Origin of the sequence: Paraburkholderia sp. BL18I3N2 (assembly GCF_003001875.1) — a bacterium.
Lineage (GTDB): Bacteria > Pseudomonadota > Gammaproteobacteria > Burkholderiales > Burkholderiaceae > Paraburkholderia > Paraburkholderia phytofirmans.
Genome location: NZ_PVNC01000001.1, coordinates 783685 through 808848, shown reverse-complemented (window position 1 = coordinate 808848; position 25164 = coordinate 783685). Strand labels below are relative to the sequence as shown.

The window sequence follows — 25164 nt, the reverse complement described above, 5'->3', positions numbered from 1 at the left end:
GGCTCCTTCCGCGAGCACGGCATCTATGCCGACGCTCCCACGCACGCTCGCCCAAACGACTGACGCGACGAGCAGACGAATTCCCTCGCATCATCATCTCGCATGGGCGCGGCAGATTCGCTTACTACGTCAGCGACGGCGCCGTGCTCAAGAGCCGGCATCACGAACCTGCGTAGATGTTGCAGAAACTCACCGGCCCAACGCAGTGCGGATTGCCGTCAGGCATCGGGTGTCCGTGCGGCGCGCTGCCAGATTCATGCGATCCTGCCGGCACGCCGCCTTCGTCGCTCTGCGGCGATGGTGTCGCGGCCTTGGCCTTTACGTTGTGGGCGAAACTCGGATGCACATCTGGATAGGATGACTCAGTAACGTAGTGCAAGCCATTGGCTTGTGCCTCGATGAGTTGCTGCTTCACCTCCGCACGTGTCAAGCCCTGAGCCTGAACAGCAGAAGCAATAAATACGGCCGAAGCCAGGGCAAGACTGATGATCGTTTTCATATGCGACTCCGTGGGTGTCGAATAATGCCGCGCATGCGCGCGGGTTGTTGCGAGAGACAACGGCGAGAGGAACACGCACGTTTGCCGATTACTCGAGGTAACGTCCGGTTTCGGCAAACAGCGCCTTATTGCGCTCGATAGTCCGTTTGCTCGGCGGATAGTCGGCTTCGGTCGTCGGTATGAGACCTTCCTTGTATGCCTGAATCAGCTCCTGGCGAACTTCAGCGCGTGTCTTTCCCTGAAGCGCCGGTTTGACCACCGGTGCCGCACTCGACGACAGAGTGGTTTGCGGTACGCCGCCGTAACTCTCAGCTTGCTTGACGGGCGCATGGCGGGGAGACGCCTGCCCCACGTCTGCTAAAGCCAGCGGGGATAAAAGAGCGCCAAGCAGGCCAATCACAAATACTTCTCGAAACTTCATCTGAACCTCCTTTCAATCCGGTGTCGTTATTGACACGACTCCAGTTTGGCGCGCGGAGGGAAACGTCAGGATGATTGCAAGATGATGTTTTTGTCACGAGGCCGCGCAGTCATACGCGCGTCACACATTGCTGCTCGTGTTGCCAATGGCTTGTGTGTCAACAGGCGTTCGCGGATGCAACGGTTGATGCGCGAGATGTGCGCAGTGGAGGGACAGAGAGAAGTGGAGCGCGATATCAGCTGCGCGGGCGGAGAGAGTGCGCCGATCAATCGTAAAAGAGGCGAGAGGTTAAAATTTTTTTAGAGTTGCACACGCAGGCCGGCAGGCCATCACATGAAAACGGCGGGCGCCACCCATGCGCCCGCCTCGCGTGAATTGCGTGAATCGGGTGAATTGCGCAACTCACCCTACTCCCGCCACTAACGCCACTCGTATCACTTGCGCCAACGCAACGGCCGACGCAAGTGATGGCGCTCCAGCCTCACACCCGCGCCCGCATGCAAGAAAGACGGCATGCCGCCCAACTCGACGCCTGCGGCGCGCTCGCGCTCCTCATCGGCTTCGACGGTCTTGTTGGTGTCGATAAAAAGCGCCGCCACGATGCCGACCGCGAGCAGGCCCGCGGAGATATTGAACGGCACGTTGTAGCTGCCGGTCTTCTCGATCAGATAGCCGAACACCACCGGCGACACCATCCCCGCGACACCGAAGCCCGTGTTCATCATGCCGCCGGCCGTGCCCGCATACTTGCCGGCGATGTCGAGCGGCAACGTCCACAACACCGGGTTGGTGATTTCGAGGAAGAAGAACGAAGCCGACAGGAACCACACGGCCGTGAGCGGATCGGTGGCGGACACCATCGGCAGCAGAAACACCAGCGAACCGCCCATGCCCACCACCAGCACCGTACAGCGCGCAAAACGCAAGCGGCCCGTGAGCTTGTAGAGCTTGTCCGACACGACGCCGCCGAGCGTGTCGCCGATCACCCCAGCCAGCAGCGGCAGCGCGGTGAAGAGCGCCAGTTGCTTGAGATCGAATCCACGCGACTCGCGCAGATAGGACGGCAGCCACGTCAGATAAACCCACAACAGCCAGCCATAGCAGAAGTCGACGAACGTGACGAGCCACATGCGGCGCACCAGCTTGCGCCACGGCGTGGCCGCATGTTTGGCGCGGTCGCAATCGCCGGCGCGATAGCCGATTTCCGCGGTTTCCTCGGGCGTGATGCGCCGGTTCTGTTCCGGCGAATTGGTGAACACGAAGAGATAGAGCACGGTCCACGCGAGGCTCGCGATGCCGAGCAGGACGAACGCGTCGCGCCAGCCGCCGGTCGCCACCACGGCCAGCACCAGCGGCGGCGTGATCGCGCCGCCCAGACGCGCGAAACTGTGCGTGATGCCTTGCGCGAAACCGCGCTCCGCCACCGGCATCCAGTAGGTGAAGGCGCGCGTCGCGGTAGGAAACGCGCCGCCTTCGCCGATGCCGAGCGCGAAGCGCATCACGACCAGCATGGTGACGCTGCCCGCGAAACCCGTGGCGAGCGTGGCCACGCCCCAGATCAGCGACAGCACGGTGAGCACCAGTTTCGGCCCGTACTTGTCGGCGAGCCAGCCGCCGATGATCTGCATTGCCGCATACGGATAAGCAAAGGCCGAGAACACCAGCCCGAGTTGAACGGTCGTAAGGCCCATTTCGTGACGAATCAATGGACCGGCGACCGCAATGTTCACGCGATCGATGTACGAGATGAAGTACATCAGGCACATGACCGCCAGGATGATATGGCGTGTCTTGACACGCCGGATACGCGTTTCCATGCTGTCTCCTTTCTATTGTATGTATCGATCTCTACTGCGCATCGACGATGGCCGTGAGCGGCCACCCGATCTACCGCACTGCGACTGAGTTGCGTCTCCGCCCGCGCCGTGCCTGCTCGCGAGCGGCGCCGCGTCAGGTCGGCACCAGCTTGAGCCGCTGCACCTTGCCGGAAGGTCCGCGCGGCAGTTCATCGACGAAGCGAAACTCTTTCGGTGTCTTGTAGCGTCCGAGTTCGCGCAAGCAGTGCTCGCGCAGATCGGCCGGATCGGGCGCGCCGCGGCCGTCGCTCGTGCGCGGCACCACGAAGGCGACAATCTCCTGGCCGTAGGCCGGGTCGGGCACGCCGACCGCCGCGGCATCCAGCACATCGGGATGACGCAACAACGCTTCGTCGATTTCGCGCGGCGCAATGTTTTCGCCGCCTTTGATGATCAGCTCCTTCGCGCGACCGTTGATGTAGAAGTAGCCGTCCGCGTCGCGATAACCGAGGTCGCCGGTGCGCAGCCAGCCGTCCGGCGTAAAGGCAGCGGCTGTCTCTTCGGGCCGCTTGTAATAGCCGCCCATCACCTGCTCGCCGCGCAACACCAGTTCGCCGCATTCGTTGGCGGCGCACTCGCGCCCTTCACGATCGATCACTTTCGCCTCGGCACCCGAAGGCAGGCCGATGCTGCCGACGCGCCGCCGCTCCATTTCGTACGGGTTGCTGAAAACCGGCGCGGCGGTTTCCGTCATGCCCATGGTTTCGATCACGCCGATCCCGAAGCGCGCCTCGAACGCGCGATGATGATCGGCGGGCAATGCGGCCGACGCGCTGCGGCAAAACTTCAGCGCCGACAGATCGTAGGTGCAGGCTTCGTCGGCGTTGAGCAGATACGCGACGATCGTCGGCACCACGTTGATCCACGTGCAGGCATGCAGCGCGACGTCGCGCCAGAACGTGCGGGCGGAGAAGCGCGGCGTCATGACCGCCGAGCCGCCATGAAACAGCGGCGCGAGCAGCGTCACGACCAGACCGTTGATGTGATAAAGCGGCAATGACGCGAGCACGCGATCGTCGGATGTGAGCCGGTGTTCGGCGCTGATGTTGCGTGCGTTCGCCACCAAGTTGCGATGCGTCAGCAGAACGCCTTTGGGCGTGCCCGTGGTGCCCGAGGTGTACATCAGCAACGCGACATCGTCGGCTGCCGGTTCGTGGGCCGTTGCGCGGTCCGTCACAGGCCGCGGCGCGCCGCCGCGCTTCGCGAGCGCCGGCGCCGCGGCAGCGCTCGCGCCATGTGCCGCGGCTTCGACTAACGCAGGTTCATGCTTCGCCAGCGAAGGCGGTTCGGCATCCTCCGGTTCGGTCTGGATCAGTGCGATCTCGCGCGCCAGCCCGGCAGCGCGCAATTCGGCGACTGCTGCGCCGATCACCGCCTGCGTGTCACTCGCGGCGAAGATCATCCGCGTATCGGAATGATCGACGATATAGCGCACCTGTGAGGGCTGGCACAGCAGATTGAGCGGATTGGCAACGAGTCCGCTATACATGGCCGCGAGCAGCAGACGAGCCGTCTGAATGCCGTTGCCCATGAACACGGAAATGACTTCGCCCGGTTGCAGACCCGCTTCCCGGAAGCGTGCCTCCAACGCGCGGCAGTCGTCGCGCAATTCGCGAAACGTCAGGACGGTTGCGCGCCGATCGGGGACCGGCGTTTCATCGTCGTCGAGTGCGGCGAGCAGGAAAGGCTTGTCCGGATGCTGCGCGGCGCGCTCGTCGATCAGCGCGCGAAGGGTGGCGGGTGTGTTCATCGGCCGTACCTCGCGAAGAAGTCGCCGAGCAATTCGTCCGTTTCCGGCACACGCTCTTCGATGGGATAGGCGACCCGCGTGGTGTTCAGATAGTGGCGGAACCCCAGATTGCCCGAGAAGTTGTTGCCGCCCCACGTGCCACAGCCCATCGACAGCGAAAACGGCAAGCCGTTATCGAAGTTGCCGCCGGTGGCAAGGCAATGCGCCTGATTCACGATCACGCGCGCGACGGGCAACGTCACGCCGAGCTGGACCGCTTGCGCGGCATCGCTCGAATGCAATCCGACCGAATGGCCCGCGCCCATGTATGCGTAGATGCTGCGTACGACTTCCGCAGCGGCATCGAAGTCGGCGGCGCGGTACACGGTGAGGACCGGTGCGAGTTTCTCGCCGGAGAACGGATAGTCGCTGCCCGCGCCGCTCTCTTCCACCATCAGGAAGGCGGGATGACGCGCGGCCACGTCGTCCAGACCCGCCACGCGCGCGATCACCTCAGCGGATTTAGCGGTGCACTGTTCCGAGAGCTTGCCGTTGACCCACATCGCCGCCTGCAGCCGGGCCTTCTGCGCGGCGTCGAGGAGTACGCCGCCGCACGCGGTCAGTTCGGCCAGCATCGGCTGATAGATGGCGTCTTCGATCACGATGCTGTTTTCGGACGAACAGCTCGTCGCGTTGTCGAAGGTCTTCGAGCGCAGGATCTTGCGCGCCGCATCATGCAAATCCGCGGACGCCGTGACGATCGACGCCACATTGCCCGCGCCCACACCGAACGCAGGCGTGCCGCTCGTGTACGCCATGCGCACGTTCGCCTGAGAACCGGTGGCGACGACCAGATCGCACTGCCGCATCAACGCAGCGGTCGCCGCCTTGCTGATCGGCGCGGGCAGCATCTGCACGAGGTCGGGATCGATACCGGCCTTCGCGAATTGCGCGTGAATGAACTCGATCAACAGCGCGCAAGACGAGTAACCTTTGGGGGACGGCGCGACGATTACTGCATTGCCGCATTTGAGCGCGTTGATGATCTTGTTGGCCGGCGTCGCCGCCGGATTGGTCGACGGCGTGATGGCTGCCACCACGCCGACCGCGCGCGCGATCTCGACGAGGCCGCTTGCTTTGTCTTCTGCGATCACGCCGGTGGTCTTTTGCCCGTGCAGATCGCGCAGCAGGCCGAGCGTTTTACGATAGTTCTTGCGGAACTTGTCGTCGGCGTTGCCGAGGCCCGTGTCGTGCACCGCGCGTTCCGCCAGTTGCCGGTTGCGCTCGGGCTCCATGATGGCCCACGCGGCGGCATCGGCGGCGGTGTCGAGCGCCTGCTGTCCTGCCTGCTCGAAAGCGCGCTGCGCCGCGCGCGCCTTCGCAACGAGCGTGGCGACGATGCGCTCGGCTTCGCCGTCCGCATGGTGGCCCGCGATTTCGGCTCCTGTGGCCCTGACGTTCATATGGGTTCGCTCCGCGTGAATAGATTGATTGCAGTGCTATCAATCTAGCCAGCCGCGCTTGTGGCGAAGTCCCGTTTTTCGAGCTATCCATTGCAGTGAGTTCGCCAGCATCGGAAAACGCAAAATTCGGTACTTTCCATAGTCCCGAAAAGCAATCAAGTCGATGCAAAATCAACGGTGTGAATACGCTGCGAGGGAGTGGGATGTCGACGTCAAATCAGTCGAATGCAGCTGCAGTGCGCGCATTTCGCGTACTCGAAACGCTTGCCGAAGCGGGCAGCCCGCTTTCGATGACGGAGCTTGTCAATGCGCTCGGTCTGCCCAAGCAGACCGTTCACCGCATCCTCGTGCAATTGATGGATGCGTGGCTCGTCACACGCGGCGCGGGCGATCGGCTTTACGAATGTTCGCCACGCGTGCGCATGCTCGCGGTCAATGTGTTGATGCATGCGGGACCGGCCGCCGCGCGTCATGTGCTGCTGGAACAGCTGGTGGCGAAAATCGGCGAGACCTGCAATCTGACCATGCTGTCGGGCAACGATGTGGTTTACGTGGATCGTGTCGAAACCGAGTGGCCGCTACGCATGCATTTGCAGCCAGGTTCCCATGTGCCACTGCACTGCTCTGCGAGCGGCAAGCTTCTGCTGAGCTTTCTGCCGAAGGACCGGCGCGAACGCGTGATCGAGACACTGCCCTTGCGTGGTTATTCGGAACGGACAATCACCGATCGCGACGCATTGCGCAAGGAATTGACCACCACGCGGCGGCGGTTGCTCGCGATCAACAACCAGGAACATCTGCAAGGGCTGATCGCGATTGCCGTGCCGGTGATGCTGGATCGCAATCGCGCCTGCGCGGCGATTGCCGTGCAGGCGCCGGTGGGCAGAGTCACGCTCGACGATCTGCTCGCGTTTGTGCCTGATTTGCGCCACGCGGCGGAGGAGACGGCGAAGACGTTTCGGGAATGACGCCGCTCGAAGCCACGGTGGTTTAGCAGCGTGCGCGACGGTGCAGGCTTCGCGGCGCGCTGTGCGTCACGCGCCGCGCTTCTGCGATTCAAAGCGGGTACAGAATCAAGACCGCGCATGCACCACCGAATCAAACGCGCCCACCCGCCTCCTCTCTATCGCGCGCACCGACAGCGCCGATATCAAAGCCGAGAACAGCACATACGCGCACACAGTCCATGGTTTACCGCCATTCAACCGCATCAGGATCGTCGCGATGATCGGCGTGAGCCCGCTCGCGAAGATTCCCGAGAACTGATACACAAACGAGATACCCGTATAGCGCACTTCGGCGTCGAACAGTTCGGCAAACAATGCCGCCTCCGGGCCGTACACCATCGCGTAGAAAATGCCGAACGGCACCACGATGGCCGCCCAGATCAACAGCGTGTTGGCCGGCTGCATTTCGATGAGCCAGAAAGCCGGAAACACCGACACGCCGCAAATCAGCGAGCCCCAGAAATACACCCGCGCGCGGCCGAGCTTATCCGACATGCTGCCGAACAGCGGGATAAAAAGGCACATTACGCCGGCCGCGATCATCACGCCGAGCAAGGCGTCGGTGCGGCTCATCGACACGTGCTGCGTGAGGTAACCGATCGAGAACACGGCGAAGATATTGAAGAACACGCCGTCGATATAACGCGCTCCCATGCCGAGCACCACGGCGCCGCGATAGCGCGTGATCATGTCGACGAACGGAATCTTCGCTTCGCGCCGGTTGCGCTTGAGCGCGAGGAATTCGGGCGTCTCCATCACTTTGGCGCGAATGTACAGGCCAATCAGAACGAGACCGAGCGATGCGCCGAACGCGATCCGCCAGCCCCACGACAGGAACGCCGTTTCGGGCAGCAAGCGTGAGAGCGCGGCCACCATCCCCGATGCGAGACAGAGTCCGATCGACAAACCGATCTGCGGCAGGCTTGCGTACAGGCCGCGCTTTTCAGGCGGCGCGTATTCATACGCCATCAACACCGCGCCGCCCCATTCGCCGCCGAGCCCGATGCCCTGCAGCACGCGCAGCGACAACAACAGAATCGGCGCCCAGATGCCGATCTGCGCGTAAGTGGGAACGAAGGCGACGCCCGCCGTCGAGATCCCCATGATGATGAGCGTCAGAATCAACGCCGATTTACGCCCGATCCGATCGCCGAAGTGGCCGAATATCACGCCGCCCAAAGGCCGCGTCACGAAGCCGACCGCAAAGGTCGAATAGGCGAGCAGCGTCGATACGAGCGGATCGCTGGCCGGAAAATAGAGCTTGTTGAATACGATGCCGGCGACCACGCCGTAAAGAAAAAAGTCATACCATTCGACGGTTGCGCCGATCACACTGGCGAACGCAACGCGCCGGACAGCGCGGGGATCGATTGCCATAGCAGCAGCTCCTCAATGGACGGCCATGCCGCGCGTATCGACACGTGTGCCTAGCCGATAACCCCAGTTGTCTCCTCCGGGGCGGTTTATGTGCAGATCACGCAACGTCCATTTGCCGGACGGCCCGTGACTGCGTATTGCGGCGGACATCGCCCGCCGTCGTTTTGCACCTGCTACTTCATTTGCTGGATCAAGCGGCCACTTTCGCCGTGGGCGTCGTCGCCACACCTCGATCGACGCCGCTTGCGTCGTGCAGAATCATGTCCGACGCTTTTTCAGCCACCATCACGATCGGCACATTCGTATTGCCCGACACGAGCGTCGGCATGATCGAGCAATCGACCACGCGCAGCCCCTGCGTGCCGTACACGCGCAAACGTTCATCGACCACCGCGAGCGGATCGCCCGCCGGTCCCATCTTCGCTGTACCAGATGGATGGAAAATTGTCTGTCCGTACTCGCGGCAGAATTCGAGCAGTTCGTCGTCGGTCTGCGCGTCCGCGCCGGGCCGCACCTCGCGTTTCATTAGCCCGGCCATCGGTTGCGCAGCCGCGACGCGGCGTGCGAAGCGCACGCCGGCGATGGTCGTGCGCCGGTCCAGATCAGTGTCCAGATAGTTGGGCTGAATTGACGGCGCCTCACGCGGATCGGCACTGCGAATGCGCACCGCGCCGCGCGATTCCGGTCGCAACTGACAGATCGAGTACGTGCAGCCGGGAAAGTCGTGGACGTTGCCGCCCGCGGAATCCGCCGACAACGTCGAGAAATGGAACTGGATATCCGGTGTCGCCGATTCCTCCGGCAGAGCGCGACAGAACATACCGCCCTGGTTGATACCGACCGCGAGCGGGCCGCTGCGCATCAGCGCCCATTGCAGGCCCATCTTCGCGCGGCCCGTCCATGAACGCAGTTGATCGTTGGTCGTGATCGGCTTCGTCACTTCATAGATCAGACGGATTTGCAGATGGTCCTGCAAATTCTCGCCGACGCCCGCGCGATTCGCCACCACGGGAATGCCGAACTCGCGCAGCAGCGCGGCCGGTCCCACGCCGGACAGTTGCAGCAATTGCGGGGACTGCAATGCACCGGCAGTCAGGATCACTTCGCGATTGGCGCGCACTTCGCGCAACTCGCCGTGCTGCCGGTACTGCACGCCACAGGCGCGGGTGCCTTCGAAAAGAATCTTCGTGGCCATCGCGTCGGTTTCCACGTGCAGGTTCTGGCGCTGCCGCGCGGGTTTGAGATAAGCAACCGCCGTTGAGCAGCGAAACCCGCGGCGCGTGGTCAGCTGGTAGTAGCCGACGCCTTCCTGATCGCCCGTATTGAAGTCGTCGATGCTTGCCACGCCTAACGAGTTCGACGCCGCGATAAACGCATCGACCAGTTCGTGGCGCTGCTTGATCGTCGAGGCCCACAGCGGTCCGCCGACACCACGCGTTGGCCCTTCGCCCAGTTCGTTATGCTCCAGCCGTTTGAAATACGGCAGGCAGTCTTGCCAGCTCCAGCCGCGATTGCCGAGCCGCGCCCAGTTGTCGTAATCGTCCAGTTGTCCGCGCACATAGATCAGACCGTTGATCGAGCTGCTGCCGCCCAGCGTGCGGCCACGCGGCCAATAGAGCCGGCGATTGTGCATGTTCGGATCGGGATCGGTATAGAAGCCCCAGTTGTAGACCGGGTGAAACATCGTCTTGCCATAGCCGATGGGGATATGAATCCACATGAAGCGGTCGGCGGGGCCGGCTTCGAGTAGACACACCGAGTAGCGGCCGCCTTCGGAAAGCCGGTTCGCCAGCACGCAACCCGCGGATCCCGCGCCGACGACGACGAAGTCGAATCGGTCTGCCATGTGACCTGTCTCCTGCATGTTTTATAAAAAACGGTATGTTTCGTTGAAATTTATGTTCAGCCCGTTTCCTGATCAAGAAATTCCCGCTACTATCGGCTCATCTGAAACAGAAACTGCGTTTTTTGTTTCACTTTTGGAAATGACCGGCCGGCCCGCGCGGCGTACGCGGACGCTGGACAGCCCCTGATCGACAGCAGGAAGCGTATGCAAGCACTTTGCTCGTCCCCAAGCGGTGAACCTCTCGCCGAGGATTCACGGGCGCTGCGCGCGTTGGCCGTGCTCGAGCAGCTCGCGGGCGCGGGACAGCCGTTCTCGCTTTCGCAACTCTCGCTGCGCCTGCATATTCCCAAGGCCACGCTGATGCGGCTGATCGAATCGCTCGAAGCGCAGGGCTACGTGACGCATCTGCCCGACTCGCGCGGCACCGACCGTGGCATCACGCTGGGTCCGAAAGCGGCGCAGCTCGCGCTCACCACGCTATCCAACAACACCTTCGGGCGCGCCTGCCGTTCGCTGCTGCGCTCGCTGGTGGACGCGCTCGGCGAAACCTGCAATCTCACCGCGCTGGACCGCGACACCGTCCTCTATCTCGAACGCGTGGAGACCACTGAACCGCTGCGGCTGCATCTGCAGCCCGGCACGCGCGTGCCGTTGCACTGCACCGCAAGCGGCAAGCTGTTCCTGTCGCAGATGCCGCCGGCGGAGCGTCGTCTCGTGCTCGCGCGGCTGACGCTGGAGCGCAGAACGCAAGGCACGCTGACGGAACTGAATCTGCTCGAAGCGGAACTCGACCGGCTCGCCGCGCGCGGAATCGGCATCGACAACGAGGAGCTGGTGCGCGGCATGGTGGCGGTTGCGGTGCCGGTGCGCGATGCCACCGCCGGGCATGTGCTGGCCGCGCTGGCGATTCACGCGCCGACCGCGCGCGCGAGTCTGAACGACCTCATCAAGGCCGTGCCGAAACTCAAGGACGCGGCGTTGAAGCTGGCTCCGCTGTTATCCGCCGGCCCTTCCACGGAACATCCGCACCATGAGCGCTGAGGCCTTTCCCATGAGCGAACCGTTAGACACGGGGGAGTCCCCAGCCCGCAGCGCCAAGGCCGGGGGGCCTGAGGCCGGGTTGTACAATGACGCCGATCCATTTTCCGGAACGGCAGGCATGACCAAAGCGGATACTCCGACGCTGCGCGCGTTTGCGTTGCTCGAACACCTCGTCAACTCGGACGGCCCGGTTTCGCTTGCCGACATCGCGCAAGACGTCGCGCTGCCCAAGGCGTCGCTGCATCGCATGCTCGCTTCGCTCGAGGCGGGCGGGCTCGTGATCCGCGAGCCCGGCCAGAAGAACGCGTATGTGATCGGACCGCGGCTCGCGCAGCTTGCGTTGGGTGTGGTGATGCATTCCGGCGCGCGGCGCCTGCGTCATGCGATCCTCGCGCGTCTGGTGGCCGATCTCGGCGAGACCTGCAATCTCACCATGCTGCACGAGACCGAGGTGCTGTACCTCGACCGCATGGAAGCGCCGTGGCCGTTGCGCCTCGATCTCAAACCCGGTTCGCACGTCCCCGCGTATTGCAGCGCGAGCGGCAAACTGCTGCTCTCCATGCTGCCGCGCGAACAGCGCTCGGCGCTCGTGCGCGCGTTGAAGCTCGAACGCTTCACGCAGAACACCATCACCGATCCGGAACTGCTGGAGGCGGAACTCGACCGCACCGCGCACAAGCGTATTGCGATCGATAACGAGGAGTTTCTCGCCGGCATCGTGTGCGTAGCGGCGCCGGTGATCGATGAGAACGGCACCTGTATCGCGGCGATCGCCGTGCATGCGCCGGTCTCGCGCGCACCGCTCTCGCGCGCGCTCGAATTCGTGCCGCGTCTTCAGGAAGCCGCCAGGGAACTCGCGGCAACCTTCTGATGCGCTGGCGCTCTTAACGCACGTCTTTGACTTCGGACGTGGTTAAAGCGCGGGCTTCTGCTTGCGCACGAGTTCGGCCAGCAGGCGCACGCCGGCGTCGATCTTGTCGAGCTTGATCGCCGAAAAGCCCATCCGGAAGCAGTTCTTCTGCTCCAGTCCGTCCATGAAGAACACGCCGCCCAATTCGATCAGAATGCCGTGCTGTTCGGCGTCGTCTGCAAGACGCACGGCGTCGAGCCAGGGCGGACCTTGCACCCAGCATGAGGCCCCACCCGTAATCGGAATGTGGCGCGCTTCGGGCATGTGGGTATCAAGCGCCGCCATCAGCGCCAGCGCGCGCTCGCGATAAGCGTGGGCCAGCCGGCGCAGCAGTGCGTCGTGATGACCGAGCGAGAGAAACGTCGCGAACGCGCGTTGAATGTAGGCCGCCGGATGCCGCACCATGAGCCGGCGCAACGCGCGCAATTCCTGCACCAGTTCGCGTGGACCGACGATATAGCCGAGCCGCAAGCCGGGCGCGAACGTCTTGGACAGACTGCCGATGTAGATCACGCGGTCGGCCTTGTCCAGACTCTTGAGCGCCGGATGCGGCAGGCCCGAGAAATTGTTTTCGCTTTCGTAGTCGTCTTCGATCAGCACGAAGTCGTGCTTCTGCGCGAGTTCCAGTAATGCATGCCGGCGTTCGATCGGCATCGTAGCCGTGGTCGGGCATTGGTGGCTCGGCGTCACGTACACGTAGTCGCATTGGGCGAACAGGTGCGCGTCTTCGACCGGGCGCACGCCGCCTTCGTCGACCGGCAGCGGTATCAGTTCCGCGTTGCGGTTCTCGAAGATATTGCGCGCGTCCGGATAGCCCGGATTTTCGAAACCTACCGTGGTGCGCTCACGCGCGAGCAGATCGGCGACCAGATATAACGCCTGCTGACAGCCGATCGTGATGACGATCTCGTCAGGCATCGCAAACACGCCGCGGCGCGGCAGCACGCGCGTGCGGATCTGCTGGATCAGCGTGTCGTCGTCGCGGCCGATCAGGTCGGGTGCCCAGTTGCGAATCTCCATCACCGACAGCGCCTTCATACAGCACTCGCGCCAGTCGTTGGTCGGAAAGAGCGACTGGTCGAATTGCCCATAGATAAAGGGAAATTCGTAATCCTGCCAGTTGCCCGGCTTGACGATGTTGCGCTGCGCGGACGGCCGCCGCTGCACACGCTGAGCCCAATCGGGGCGCGCGGGCGCGTGCTCCTGCTCACTGCCGGGCACCGTCTGCGCCGCTTTGAAGCCGTGGCGTCCCTCCAGCATCGCCGGATTGACGAAGTGCCCGCTGCGCTCGCGCGAAATCAGATAGCCCTCCTCCACGAGTTGCTGGTACGCCAGCACGACCGTATTTCTCGCGACGCTCAGTTGATCGGCCAGTTCCCGGCTCGACGGCAACGCGGTCTGCGGCGGCAGCTGGCCGTCCAGAATCGCGGCCACCAGCATCTGGCGGATCTGCCCTTGCAGGCTCATATTCGAGTCGCTCGGACGCTGGAACCGCTGCGTCCACAGGGCCGTCGCTGTACGGCTAGACATGCTTCCTCCTGAAAGTGAAAGAGCCGCGCGAGTCACGCCAACGCTGCGCGTGACGGCCTTCTACCGTGTGAACGGCGACGGCGCGGGCCGGCCAGAACAGCTCCGCGCGCCGATGTGGACTCAACGATCGGCGCCGTCTGGCACTAACTTGCTCTATTTTTTACTGACGATACTCGACTCACGCAGTCCAAGGCGATTGGGACAAGCACCCGTCGTGGTCATACGAGTTCCATGCTCCACCGGCGGCCGCCATTGAAACCCGCTGTTCATACCCGCTGTTCATACCTATTGTGAGACCTATTATGAAACGCCATAAAAACTCGACATTACGGCCGTGGTTCCACCGGGCGGCACGTTGCATCCTGTCACTGGTTTGCGCCGCCACGGCGTGTTTCGCCATAACGCCCGCCCACGCTGAAGACAAGGAAATCACGATCGCCTATCAGCAGATCGTCGACCCGTGGGTGGTCGGCATCGCGAACGGGTCGATCGAAAAGGCCACTGGTTACAAGATCAACTGGCGGCAATTCGAATCGGGCGCAAAAGTGGCGACCGCGCTCGCATCCGGCGACGTCAAGGTGGGCGTGATCGGTTCCAGCCCGCTCGCCGCCGCCGTGAGCCAGGGCCTCGATCTGCAACTCTTCTGGATTCTCGACAACATCAACCAGGCCGAAGCGATGGTGGTGCGCAACGGCTCCGGCATCACGAAGCCCGCGGACCTAAAGGGCAAAACCATCGGCGTGCCGTTCGTTTCGACGACCCACTATCACACCATGTTCGCGCTGCAGCACTGGGGCATCAATCCGTCCGACCTGAAGATTCTCAACATGCAGCCCAATCAGATCGTCGCCGCCTGGTCACGCGGCGACATCGACGCCGCCTATGTCTGGGACCCCGCGCTCGCCGAACTGAAGAAAAGCGGCAAGGTGCTGATCACGTCCGGCGACCTCTCGAAACTCGGCAAGCCGACCTTCGACGGCATTGCGGTCGATCGCAAATGGGGCGAGGAACACAAGGACTTCATGGCCAAACTCGTCAAGGCGATCGCCGACGCAGACCAGCAATACCGCAGCAATCCTTCGCAATGGAACGCGAGCTCGCCGCAAGCCGCCGCCATCGCGAAGATGATCGGCGGCTCGGCGGCGGATGTGCCGGCGTCGCTGTCGCTCTATGCGTTCCCCACGATCAGCGAACAGGCATCCGCGCAATGGCTGGGCGGCGGTACGGCGAGCCGCGCCGCGCTCGCGCTGAAGGACACGTCGGAGTTCCTGAAGAGCCAGAAGCAGATCGGCACCGTGCTGCCGGACTACTCCAAATTCGTGACGCCGGCCTATGCTGAAGCAGCTGCGCAGCTCAAATGACGTAACCGTGATCCGTGGGATCGGGAGGCAACATGGAAAACATGACAGTCAGAAACGTGAGCGTGGTATTTCCGGGGCGGCGCCCCGGCCAGACCGTGCAGGCGCTCGACGATATCAACCTGACCATTCGCTCGGGTGACTTCGTGGTCGCGCTGGGCGCATCCGGCTGCGGCAAGACCACGCTGTTATCGCTAATGGCCGGGTTCATCGCGCCGAGCCGCGGCGAATTGCTGCTCGGTGGCGAGCCCATTGCGGGGCCGGGCGCGGACCGCGGCGTGGTGTTCCAGAAGCATGCGCTGCTGCCGTGGTTGAACGTGATCGACAACGCGGAATTCGGCCTCAAGCTGCAAGGCGTGCCACGCGCGCAGCGGCGCGAAATTGCCGTGCGCAATCTCGCGCTGGTCGGCTTGCAGGACTTCCACAAGCATATGATCTATCAGCTCTCCGGCGGCATGCAGCAGCGCGTCGGCATTGCCCGCGCGCTCACCTGCGATCCGGCGATGTTGCTGATGGACGAGCCGATGGCCGCGCTCGACGCGCTCACTCGCGAGACCATTCAGGAGCTTCTGCTCGACGTGTGGAAGAAGACCAACAAGATGTTCTTCTTCATCACGCACAGTGTGGAGGAAGCGCTGTTCCTGGCGAGCCGGTTAATCGTCATGTCGCCGCGTCCCGGCCGTATCACGCATACCTACGAACTGGACTTCAACCGCCGTTTTCTCGAAACGCGCGACGCACGGGCGATCAAATCGAGTCCCGATTTCATCGCAATGCGCGAGCAGGTTCTCAACATCATCTACGGCGACGAGAAGATGCATGCCGCCGAGGCCGGAGTCGCTCATGTTTAGTTCTAAATCCGCTCATGCCGTATTGCACGGCGAGGCCGCGCAAATGGAGACGAACTCGCCGATCCAGCCGCCCCGCAGACCGGGCCGCGGACCTCGTATGCTCGCGAAGAAACCCGCCCGGCCCGGCGACACGTTCGGCGTGCCGGGACAAGGCAGCAGCGTCGCCACGAGCCTGATCACGGTCGCCGCGTTCATCGCACTCTGGTTCGCCGCGACCAACCTGCACTGGATCAAGCCGTTGTTCCTGCCATCGCCGCAGGCCGTCTACGCGAAGTTCATCTATGTCGCCACGGAAGGCTTCGCCAATTCGACGCTCGCGCAGCACACCGGCATCAGTTTGCTGCGGGTGTTCGGCGCGTTCGCGCTCGCCTGTGTGACGGCGATACCCGTCGGCGTGATGATGGGCGTGTCGCGCTTCGCACGTGGTGTGTTCGATCCGCCGATCGAGTTCTACCGGCCGTTGCCGCCGCTCGCCTATTTGCCGCTCATCATCATCTGGTTCGGCATCGGCGAATTCTCGAAGGTGCTGCTGATCTATCTGGCGATCTTCGCGCCGCTCGCGATTGCGGCGCGCGCAGGCGTGCGGTCGGTGTCGATCGAACAGATTCACGCCGCCTATTCGATGGGCGCCTCGCGCACGCAGGTGGTGCTGTACGTGATCCTGAAGTCGGCGATGCCGGAGATCTTTACCGGCATGCGAATCGGCATCGGCGTGGGCTGGACCACGCTGGTGGCCGCCGAAATGGTCGCCTCGACCAGCGGCCTCGGCTTCATGGTGCTCAACGCGGCGGAATTTCTGGCGAGCGACGTGGTGATCATGGGGATCATCGTGATCGGATTCTTTGCGCTGTGCTTCGATTTGCTGATGCGTTATATCGAGCGCGTGCTGGTGCCGTGGAAAGGGAAGGTTTGAAAAGAGTTCACCGTATTCCGCTGACAAGGGCCCTTCATTGGGCCCTTTCTCTTTTGGCATGCGCTGTACCGACACGGCGCTGGACTCAGCGACTCCTCCAAGCTGGCTCTACCCCGTTGGCGTGCCCGACGGCAATATCGACGTCAACGGTAAGACATTTACCTTCCACGATCGACAATCCAGCCAGGGGGCCGCGTGAACGCCATCTTCAAACCACGGATGCCTTCTGCAGTTCGGCATGAGGCCATGCGCATCGGCGGTGAAAGGGTCACGCGCGCCGAGGTTATCGAGGTATTCAACCCCTATACGCGCGAACTGGTCGGCACCGTCCCGAAAGCCAGCGTGGACGACGTGCGCCATGCCTTCGAGTACGCTCACGCTTATCGCGCCAAGCTCACACGCTATGAACGCGCGCAGATCCTGCGGAGCGCGGCGGATATCGTGCGCGAACGGACCAATGAAATCGCCGACCTGATCACCGCGGAATCGGGGCTCTGCAAAAAGGATTCGTTATACGAAGCGGGTCGTGTCAGCGACGTATTGGTCTTCGGCGCTAACGAAGCGTTGAAGGACGATGGCCAGATCTTCTCCTGCGATCTTACGCCGCACGGCAAACAGCGCCGCGTCTACACACAGCGCGACCCGCTGCTCGGCGTGATCTGCGCGATCACGCCGTTCAATCATCCGATGAACCAGGTGGCGCACAAGATCGTGCCGTCCATCGCCACCAATAACCGGATCGTCGTCAAGCCGTCGGAAAAGGTGCCGCTGTCCACCTGCCTGCTTGCCGAGATTCTCTACAGCGCCGGCCTGCCGCAACACATGCTGCAGGTGGTGACGGGCGATCCGAAAGACATCGCCGACGAACTCATCACGAACCGGCACGTCGACCTGATTACGTTCACGGGCGGCGTCGCCATCGGCAAATACATCGCGAACAAGATGGGTTACCGGCGCGCGGTTCTAGAGCTGGGCGGCAACGATCCGATCATCGTGATGGAAGACGCGGACCTCGACGAAGCGAGCACGCTGGCCGTTTCCGGCTCGTACAAGAACTCGGGGCAGCGCTGCACCGCCATCAAGCGGATGCTCGTGCATGAGGCGGTGGCGGACCGATTCGTCGAATTGCTGGTGGAGAAGACCCGCGCAATACGCTACGGCGACCCGGCCGATCCCGCCACCGACATGGGCACCGTGATCGACGAAGACGCCGCGAAGTTCTTCGAAGCGCAAGTCAACGACGCCGTGAGCCGCGGCGCGAAGCTGCTGCTCGGCAACGTGCGCCGCGGCGCGCTCTATTCGCCGACCGTGGTCGATCACGTCACGCCGGATATGCCGCTCGTTCGCTATGAGACCTTCGGGCCGGTTTCGCCGGTCATCCGTTTCCGCGATATCGACGAAGCGATCCGTATCTCCAACTCCACCGACTACGGCCTGTCCTCTTCCGTCTGCACGAACCGGCTCGACTACATCACGCGGTTTATCGCGGAGCTGGAGGTGGGAAGCGTGAACGTGCGCGAGGTGCCTGGCTATCGGCTCGAACTGACGCCGTTCGGCGGCATCAAGGACTCGGGGCTCGGCTACAAGGAAGGCGTTCAGGAAGCGATCAAAAGCTTTACCAATGTCAAAACGTACTCGTTGCCGTGGCAGTAAGGCTGCGGCAGCGGTCGTCGCTGCCACGGCACAAACCGCATTCTCGCGAAACATTAAATTTTTGATACAAAACGTTCCATTTATTTGAATTTTGGTTGACTGACGCAAACCACTGACCTACATTTCAGACACCAAGCATTTTTCGGTATTTTTTGTTCCACTTATCTCAAAGAGCCGGAGACACCCCATGAGCGAGCAGAATCCTTCCCCGCGCGACGCGACCGCCGACAACCGTGCCAGTGGCCCGCAGGCCATGACGCCGTCGGAAGCGTTTGTCGAAACCCTGGCGGCCAACGGCGTGACCGATATGTTCGGCATCATGGGCTCCGCCTTCATGGACGCCATGGACATCTTCGCGCCCGCCGGCATCCGCCTGATTCCTGTCGTGCACGAGCAAGGCGCCGGTCACATGGCCGACGGCTATTCGCGCGTCTCGGGGCGTCACGGCGTGGTGATCGGCCAGAACGGCCCGGGCATCAGCAACTGCGTCACCGCCATTGCGGCGGCCTATTGGGCGCACAGCCCGGTCGTGATTGTCACGCCGGAGGCCGGCACCATGGGCATCGGTCTGGGCGGCTTCCAGGAAGCCAAGCAACTGCCTATGTTCCAGGAGTTCACCAAGTATCAAGGCCACGTCACCCATCCGGCCCGCATGGCCGAATTCACGGGCCGCTGCTTCGACCGCGCGATGGCGGAAATGGGACCGACCCAGCTCAACATCCCGCGCGATTACTTCTATGGTCAGGTCAAGGTGGAAATTCCTCAGCCGCAGCGTCTCGATCGCGGCGCGGGCGGCGAGCAAAGCCTGAACGAAGCGGCCGAACTGCTCGCGCAAGCCAAATTCCCGGTGATCATTTCCGGCGGCGGCGTGGTGATGGCCGATGCGATCGAAGAATGCAAGGCGCTCGCCGAACGTTTGAACGCACCGGTCGTCAACAGCTATCTGCACAACGATTCTTTCCCCGCCAACCATCCGCTGTGGTGCGGCCCGCTTGGCTATCAAGGCTCGAAGGCGGCGATGAAGCTGCTGTCGCGCGCCGACGTCGTCATTGCGCTCGGCTCACGCCTCGGACCGTTCGGCACGTTGCCGCAGCACGGCATGGATTACTGGCCGACCAACGCGAAGATCATCCAGATCGATGCCGATCACAAGATGCTCGGCCTGGTGAAGAAGATTTCGGTGGGCATTTGCGGCGACGCGAAAGCTGCCGCCGTCGCTCTGACCGAACGCCTTGCGGGACGCAAGCTCGCAAGCGACGCCACGCGCGAGGAACGCGGCGCTCAGATCGCATCCGAGAAAGCCGCCTGGGAAAAAGAACTCGACGACTGGACGCACGAACGCGACGCCTACAGTCTCGACATGATCGAGGAGCAGAAGCACGAACGCACGCCCGGCGGCGGCACCTACCTGCATCCGCGCCAGGTGCTGCGCGAACTGGAAAAGGCCATGCCTGAAGACGTAATGGTCTCGACCGACATCGGCAACATCAACTCCGTGGCCAACAGCTATCTGCGCTTCAACAAGCCGCGCAGCTTCTTCGCGGCGATGAGCTGGGGCAATTGCGGTTACGCGTTTCCGACCATCATCGGCGCCAAGGTTGCCGCGCCGCATCGTCCGGCCGTGTCGTATGCGGGCGATGGCGCATGGGGCATGAGCCTGATGGAAACCATGACCTGTGTGCGCCACAACATTCCGGTGACGGCCGTGGTGTTCCACAATCGCCAGTGGGGCGCGGAGAAGAAGAACCAGGTGGATTTCTACAACCGCCGCTTCGTCGCCGGTGAACTCGACAACCAGAGCTTTGCGGCGATTGCCCGCGCGATGGGCGCCGAAGGCATCGTGGTGGATCGTCTCGAAGACGTGGGCCCGGCGCTCAAGCGCGCGATCGACGCGCAGATGAATCACGGCAAGACCACCATCATCGAAATCATGTGTACGCGTGAACTGGGCGATCCGTTCCGCCGCGACGCGCTCTCCAAGCCGGTCCGCATGCTCGACAAGTACAAGGACTACGTCTGAGCGTGTTATGCGGCGCGCGGCCTCCGTGTTCAAACGGACCGAGGCCGCCGCGCTCACTGGCCGGAAACAACGCGTATTCCCTTCACGCGCGCTGTCTCCGGCTTCTTCGTTCCAGCTTCTCGCTATTTCTCCACTCGGCCACGCTTATGAAAGCCATCAACCGCATCATTGAACAAGCGCGTCGTTCGCCGATGCGCATCGTGCTGAGCGAGGCCGATGATCCACGCGTGTTGCAGGCGGCGCAACGCGCGAGCCGTGAAGGTATTGCGCGCATTCTGCTGGTGGGCGACGCCACGCGTATCCGCGAGGCTGCCGCCGGCTTCGACGTCGATCTATCCGGTATGGAACTGGTGGACCCTGCTACTTCGGCGCTCGCACCGTTATATGCCGACGAACTGTTCGCATTGCGCAGCAAGAAAGGCATGACGCTCGAACAGGCGCGGAAAGAAATCCTCAACCCGCTGTGCTTCGCGAACCTGATGGTGCGTCTCGGCCATGCCGACGGTTCCGTGTCCGGCGCGGTCAATACCACCGCCGACGTGGTGCGCACCGCGATCCAGATCATCGGCATTGCGCCGTCATTCAAGCTCGTCTCGAGTTTCTTTCTGATGATGCTGTGCGAGCCGTTCCACACGCTCAAGGGCGGCCTGATCTTTTCCGACTGCGCACTCGTGGTGGAACCCGATGCCGCCCAACTCGCGGAGATCGCGATGGCCGCGGCGGACAGCGCAAAAAGCCTGCTGATGGACGAACCGCGCGTGGCGATGCTGTCGTTTTCGACGAGCGGCAGCGCGCATCATGCGGCAGTCGACAAGGTGGTCAACGCAACCCACATCGTGCAGGAACGCCGCCCGCATCTCGCTATCGACGGCGACGTGCAACTCGACGCCGCCATCGTCTCCGAAATCGCGCTGCGTAAGGTCAAGCATTCGCAGGTGGAAGGCCACGCCAACGTGCTGGTGTTTCCGAGTCTCGAGGCGGGCAATATCGGCTACAAGCTGGCCGAGCGGATCGGCGGCGCGAAGGCGATCGGCCCCTTGCTGCAAGGCCTGCGCAAGCCCGCCAACGACCTCTCGCGCGGTTGCAGCGCGGACGACATCTACTACGTCACCGCCGTCACCGCGGTCCAGGCGCAAGCCGCTCTCACGCATCCCGACGCCCTCACGCCGTCTCATACATGATCGTTCAGAAGTTGCTGCCTCTGCTCGCGCTGATGGGCGTCGCGAGCTATTTTCAAACCATCACCGGCTTCGGCCTGAGCATGATCGTGATCGGCGCCGCCAGCGGCCTGGACCTGGCGCCGGTGACGAGTCTCGCCGCGTTGCTCAGCCTCGTGACGCTCGCGAACAGCGCGACTGCCTTGCCCGGCAAAATGCATCACATCGACTGGCGCGCGGTGGGCGCCGCTACGTTGGGCATTCTGCCGTCGGTAGTAGCGGGCGTGCTGGTGCTGGATCTGTTAAGCAATGCCGCGTCAAGCATGTTGCAACTACTGCTGGGCGCCGTGGTGCTGTATGGGGGCTTAAGCGCGGCGCTGCGGCCGACGCCGCTTGCTTGCCGCTCAGGCGACAAAAGTTTTTTTGTTAGCGGCCTGTTTGGCGGTCTGCTGAGCGGGATGTTCGGCGTATCCGGGCCGCCGTTGATTTTTCAGTTCTATCGCCAGCCGCTCTCGCTCGTGCAGATCCGCTACGCGTTGATTGTGATTTTTACAGTGACTTCGACCATTCGCACGCTGTTCAGCGCGTACCTGGGCCAACTCGACGCCGATCTCTGGATGCAAGCCGCGTTCGCAGTGCCGGTCGTCGCGCTGATGACGCTGGTGGCGCGGCAGTATCCGCCACCGCTGTCGGGTGTGATGACGCGCCGCATCGCGTACGCGATTCTGGTGGTGATCGGCGGTTCGTTGATCCTGCATGCGTTGCAGCAGTTGCTCCGCTAAGAGGCCGCGGACACACGCGCCCTAGCGCCGCGCGCCAATCCAGCCGACGAGTTCGGCGAACAACGACATGTCAGGCGGCGTGGACAGATCGACCGCAAGGCAACGGCGGTAATACGGACTGAGATCGAGTCCGACGCCAAGACCCAGCAACTCGACATCGCGCGCGGCTTCGTTGCGTTCGACTACTTGCTTCAGGTGATTGTCGAGATAGTACGTGTCGTTGACCTGAGCGGTGGCACTGTCCATCGGGCTGCCGTCCGAGATCACGACGAGAATCCGCCGCGCCTCGGCACGCGCGCGCAGCCGCGTGCACGCCCAGTCGACCGCTTCGCCGTCCACGCCTTCGCGAAACAGATCGGCTTTGAACAATGCGGCGATGTCGGCGCGAGCGCGCCGCCAACTCGTCGCCGCATCCTTGAAGACGAGATGAGCGACCTCGTTGAGCCGCCCCGGATGAGACGGCCGGCCGCCGGCCAGCCAATCTTGCCGCGCGCGGCCGCCATTCCAGGCGCCGGTCGAGAAACCCAGCACCTCGCTGGCGACGCCCGCCTGATCGAGCGCGCGAGTGAGCACATCCACCAGCAGCGCCACCGGCTCGATATACGTGCGCATCGAACCCGAACAATCGATGAGAAAGCTCACCACGCAATCGGCGAGCGGCTTGTACCGCTCGAGCAGAAACAAACGCCGCTCGGCCGGCGAGCTGACCAGCTGCGCGAGACGCCGGCCGTCGATACGGCCGTGCTCTTCGCCGAACGACCAGCCGTCGCGTTGCGGCACGGCGAGCGCCGCCTTGAGCGCATACGCGAGTCGCGGCACGTTGATGCGCTGCGCGGCAATGCGCTTGTCGAGCTGGTCGCGGTATTCGGCCAGCAACTCGCTGCGTATGCGCGAGCCCGGCATGAACTCACGATCGTAGCGCGTGGTGTACGCCAGGTAGCGATGCTCCGCGTCTCTGAGCACGCGGCTGTCGCCGGTCGCGGCGAGGCCCATGTCGACCTGCTCGCCTTCATCGGTATCGAACCAGAGCGCGAACATGGCGCGCACGGCTTCGTCGTCTTCCGGTGCCTGCTCGTCTTCTCCTTCGACGGACTGAGCACGGGCGTCACGCATCATCTGGCTGACGAGACGGGCCAATTCGAGCGCATGAATTGCAAACTCGCCCTGCTCCGTTCGATGCCGCCGCAGCGCCGCGAGCGGCACGCCCACGGTCGGCGTGATCGCGGCGCGCGTGGCTTCGATCAGACCTTCTGTTTCTTCCAGCACGGGCCAGCCCGACAGACGCGACCAGACTATCTGCGCCACCGTGTAAAGCAGAATACCGAGGTGGCAGTCGGTCAACCCGGTCCGATAGAAAGCACGCGACCATGTTTCGAAGCGATGGCGCAGATTCTGTGCGAGTCCCGGCATGCTGGCCGGCGCAAGCGCTTCGCAACGTAACTGCTCGAACAGTTCGAACAGGAGCCGCTCCACCGGTTCGGCCGGTTCGCCTGGACACAGACTCGCGTGGAGCTTCGCGTCGGAATGCGTGAGGCGTAATGCTGCGCCGTCCGCGGCGCCGCGCAGGGAACGCAGGTCATCTGGTTGCGAGTCCATGCGTAGATGCGGCGCATGCAGATGCACCGGACGCAGTCCACGGAATAAGCGGCCGGCGCGGTAATGCAACTCCGCGTCCCCGGTTAACGCGCGCACCGCCGCCGCGCACAGGTTCTGACGCTGTTCGGCGCGGCGTGCTGCTTGCCGCTCGGCAGGCGTCATTGCGGCACCGTCAAGCGCATCTCGCGCTCCGCCTCGCTTTCCAGTTCGCTATCGAAGCAGCGCTGGAAATACTCGGCCACGATGGGCCGCTCTGCTTCGTCGCACTTGTTGACGAAGGTCAGGCGAAACGCCATCGCCGGATCGCGGAAGATCTGGCAGTTTTCCGCCCAGTCGATCACGGTGCGCGGCGACATCAGCGTGGAGAGATCGCCAGTGGCGAAGCCTTTGCGCGTCAGTTCCGCCACGCTGATCATCGACTCGAGCAGCGCGCGGCCGGCCTCGTCGGCGAGTTCGGGCACACGCGCCAGCACGATGCCGGCTTCCTCGGCGCGCGGCAAATAGTTGAGCGTGGCGACCACGTTCCAACGGTCCAGCTGCGCGTGATTCAACAACTGCGTGCCGTGGTAAAGACCGTTCAGATTGCCGAGGCCGACCGTGTTGGTGGTGGCAAACAGCCGGAAATACGGATGCGGATGAATCACGCGATTCTGATCGAGCAGCGTGAATTTGCCGTCGCGCTCGAGAATGCGCTGGATCACGAACATCACGTCGGGACGGCCTGCGTCGTATTCGTCGAAGATCAACGCCATGGGACGTTGCAGCGCCCACGGCACGATACCTTCCTGGAATTCGGTGATCTGCACGTCGTCGCGCACGATGATCGCGTCTTTGCCCACCAGATCGAGACGGCTGATATGCCCGTCGAGATTCACGCGCACGCACGGCCAGTTCAGGCGCGCCGCGACCTGTTCGATATGAGTGGATTTGCCGGTGCCGTGCAGGCCCTGCACCATCACGCGGCGCTCGCGCATGAAGCCCGCGAGAATCGCCAGCGTCACTTCTGGATTGAAGCGATACACCTCGTCGATTTCCGGAACGTGGTCGTCCCGTTCGCTGAAGGCCGGCACCATCAAGCCTGAGTCGATGCCAAACAACGTGCGCACCGAGACCATCCGGTCCGGCTTGCCTGTCACGATATCGGTCACTACGGTC

General features: G+C 63.0%; 20 protein-coding genes. 10 read left to right on the top strand and 10 right to left on the bottom strand.

Annotation, left to right across the window (positions count from 1 at the left end):
• Nucleotides 1–160: 160 nt before the first annotated feature.
• From B0G75_RS03705 to B0G75_RS03685, 5 genes are all read right to left on the bottom strand, one after another.
• Nucleotides 161–499, bottom strand: a complete 339-nt coding sequence (locus tag B0G75_RS03705; protein WP_106300712.1) for a DUF4148 domain-containing protein — start codon at nucleotides 497–499, stop codon at nucleotides 161–163.
• Nucleotides 500–587: 88 nt separating this feature from the next.
• Nucleotides 588–920 carry a DUF4148 domain-containing protein gene (locus B0G75_RS03700; protein WP_106300710.1) on the bottom strand — a complete coding sequence of 111 codons (333 nt, stop codon included), beginning with the start codon at nucleotides 918–920 and terminating at the stop codon, nucleotides 588–590.
• A 434-nt stretch (nucleotides 921–1354) separates the two neighbouring features.
• Entirely contained in the window at nucleotides 1355–2737 is a 1383-nt protein-coding gene (locus tag B0G75_RS03695; protein WP_106300708.1) for an MFS transporter, read from the bottom strand.
• 133 nt (nucleotides 2738–2870) lie between these two features.
• On the bottom strand, nucleotides 2871–4526 hold the full coding sequence (locus tag B0G75_RS03690) for an AMP-binding protein (protein WP_106300706.1): 1656 nt from the start codon (nucleotides 4524–4526) through the stop codon (nucleotides 2871–2873).
• Complete coding sequence (locus B0G75_RS03685; protein WP_106300704.1) at nucleotides 4523–5968, bottom strand: aldehyde dehydrogenase family protein; 1446 nt, start codon at nucleotides 5966–5968, stop codon at nucleotides 4523–4525. The genes B0G75_RS03690 and B0G75_RS03685 overlap by 4 nt, the downstream gene beginning before the upstream one ends.
• A 203-nt stretch (nucleotides 5969–6171) precedes the next feature.
• Here B0G75_RS03685 and B0G75_RS03680 point away from each other — a divergent pair, with 203 nt between their 5' ends.
• The gene (locus B0G75_RS03680; RefSeq protein ID WP_106300702.1) at nucleotides 6172–6936 is read left to right on the top strand and encodes an IclR family transcriptional regulator; all 765 of its coding nucleotides are present in this window, start codon (nucleotides 6172–6174) and stop codon (nucleotides 6934–6936) included.
• 105 nt (nucleotides 6937–7041) lie between these two features.
• On the opposite strand, the gene B0G75_RS03675 is transcribed toward B0G75_RS03680, so the two are convergent.
• Together B0G75_RS03675 and B0G75_RS03670 are read right to left on the bottom strand one after the other, a co-directional pair.
• On the bottom strand, nucleotides 7042–8352 hold the full coding sequence (locus tag B0G75_RS03675) for an MFS transporter (RefSeq protein WP_106300700.1): 1311 nt from the start codon (nucleotides 8350–8352) through the stop codon (nucleotides 7042–7044).
• Between the two features lie 190 nt (nucleotides 8353–8542).
• Nucleotides 8543–10198, bottom strand: coding sequence for a GMC family oxidoreductase (locus B0G75_RS03670; protein ID WP_106300698.1), 1656 nt, complete (start codon nucleotides 10196–10198; stop codon nucleotides 8543–8545).
• A gap of 204 nt (nucleotides 10199–10402) precedes the next feature.
• On the opposite strand from B0G75_RS03670, the gene B0G75_RS03665 reads away from it, so the two are divergent.
• The gene (locus tag B0G75_RS03665; RefSeq protein ID WP_106300696.1) at nucleotides 10403–11239 is read left to right on the top strand and encodes an IclR family transcriptional regulator; all 837 of its coding nucleotides are present in this window, start codon (nucleotides 10403–10405) and stop codon (nucleotides 11237–11239) included.
• A 118-nt stretch (nucleotides 11240–11357) separates the two neighbouring features.
• On the top strand, nucleotides 11358–12110 hold the full coding sequence (locus B0G75_RS03660) for an IclR family transcriptional regulator (RefSeq protein WP_106300694.1): 753 nt from the start codon (nucleotides 11358–11360) through the stop codon (nucleotides 12108–12110).
• A 42-nt stretch (nucleotides 12111–12152) separates the two neighbouring features.
• On the opposite strand, the gene B0G75_RS03655 is transcribed toward B0G75_RS03660, so the two are convergent.
• A complete protein-coding gene (locus B0G75_RS03655; RefSeq protein WP_106300692.1) occupies nucleotides 12153–13679 on the bottom strand; it encodes a PLP-dependent aminotransferase family protein in 1527 nt (508 codons plus the stop codon).
• Between the two features lie 302 nt (nucleotides 13680–13981).
• Between B0G75_RS03655 and tauA the strand changes: the two genes are divergently transcribed.
• The 7 genes from tauA to B0G75_RS03620 all read left to right on the top strand — a co-directional run bounded on the left by tauA (nucleotide 13982) and on the right by B0G75_RS03620 (nucleotide 22413).
• A complete protein-coding gene (gene tauA / locus B0G75_RS03650; protein WP_258194213.1) occupies nucleotides 13982–15040 on the top strand; it encodes a taurine ABC transporter substrate-binding protein in 1059 nt (352 codons plus the stop codon).
• Nucleotides 15041–15072: 32 nt separating this feature from the next.
• Complete coding sequence (locus tag B0G75_RS03645; protein ID WP_106300690.1) at nucleotides 15073–15888, top strand: taurine ABC transporter ATP-binding protein; 816 nt, start codon at nucleotides 15073–15075, stop codon at nucleotides 15886–15888.
• On the top strand, nucleotides 15881–16801 hold the full coding sequence (locus B0G75_RS03640; RefSeq protein ID WP_106300688.1) for an ABC transporter permease subunit: 921 nt from the start codon (nucleotides 15881–15883) through the stop codon (nucleotides 16799–16801). Before B0G75_RS03645 ends, B0G75_RS03640 begins: the two co-directional genes overlap by 8 nt.
• A gap of 219 nt (nucleotides 16802–17020) precedes the next feature.
• Nucleotides 17021–18454, top strand: a complete 1434-nt coding sequence (gene phnY / locus B0G75_RS03635) for a phosphonoacetaldehyde dehydrogenase (RefSeq protein ID WP_106301861.1) — start codon at nucleotides 17021–17023, stop codon at nucleotides 18452–18454.
• 187 nt (nucleotides 18455–18641) lie between these two features.
• A complete protein-coding gene (gene xsc, locus B0G75_RS03630) occupies nucleotides 18642–20474 on the top strand; it encodes a sulfoacetaldehyde acetyltransferase (RefSeq protein WP_181309151.1) in 1833 nt (610 codons plus the stop codon).
• Between the two features lie 146 nt (nucleotides 20475–20620).
• A complete protein-coding gene (pta, locus tag B0G75_RS03625; RefSeq protein ID WP_106300686.1) occupies nucleotides 20621–21655 on the top strand; it encodes a phosphate acetyltransferase in 1035 nt (344 codons plus the stop codon).
• Complete coding sequence (locus B0G75_RS03620; protein ID WP_106300684.1) at nucleotides 21652–22413, top strand: sulfite exporter TauE/SafE family protein; 762 nt, start codon at nucleotides 21652–21654, stop codon at nucleotides 22411–22413. The genes pta and B0G75_RS03620 overlap by 4 nt, the downstream gene beginning before the upstream one ends.
• Before the next feature lie 21 nt (nucleotides 22414–22434).
• Here B0G75_RS03620 and B0G75_RS03615 read toward each other — a convergent pair whose 3' ends face one another.
• Complete coding sequence (locus B0G75_RS03615) at nucleotides 22435–24171, bottom strand: cobalt chelatase (protein ID WP_106300682.1); 1737 nt, start codon at nucleotides 24169–24171, stop codon at nucleotides 22435–22437.
• Nucleotides 24168–25157 (bottom strand): AAA family ATPase, encoded by a 990-nt coding sequence (locus B0G75_RS03610; RefSeq protein WP_106300680.1) that lies wholly within the window; start codon nucleotides 25155–25157, stop codon nucleotides 24168–24170. The genes B0G75_RS03615 and B0G75_RS03610 overlap by 4 nt, the downstream gene beginning before the upstream one ends.
• Nucleotides 25158–25164: the final 7 nt, after the last annotated feature.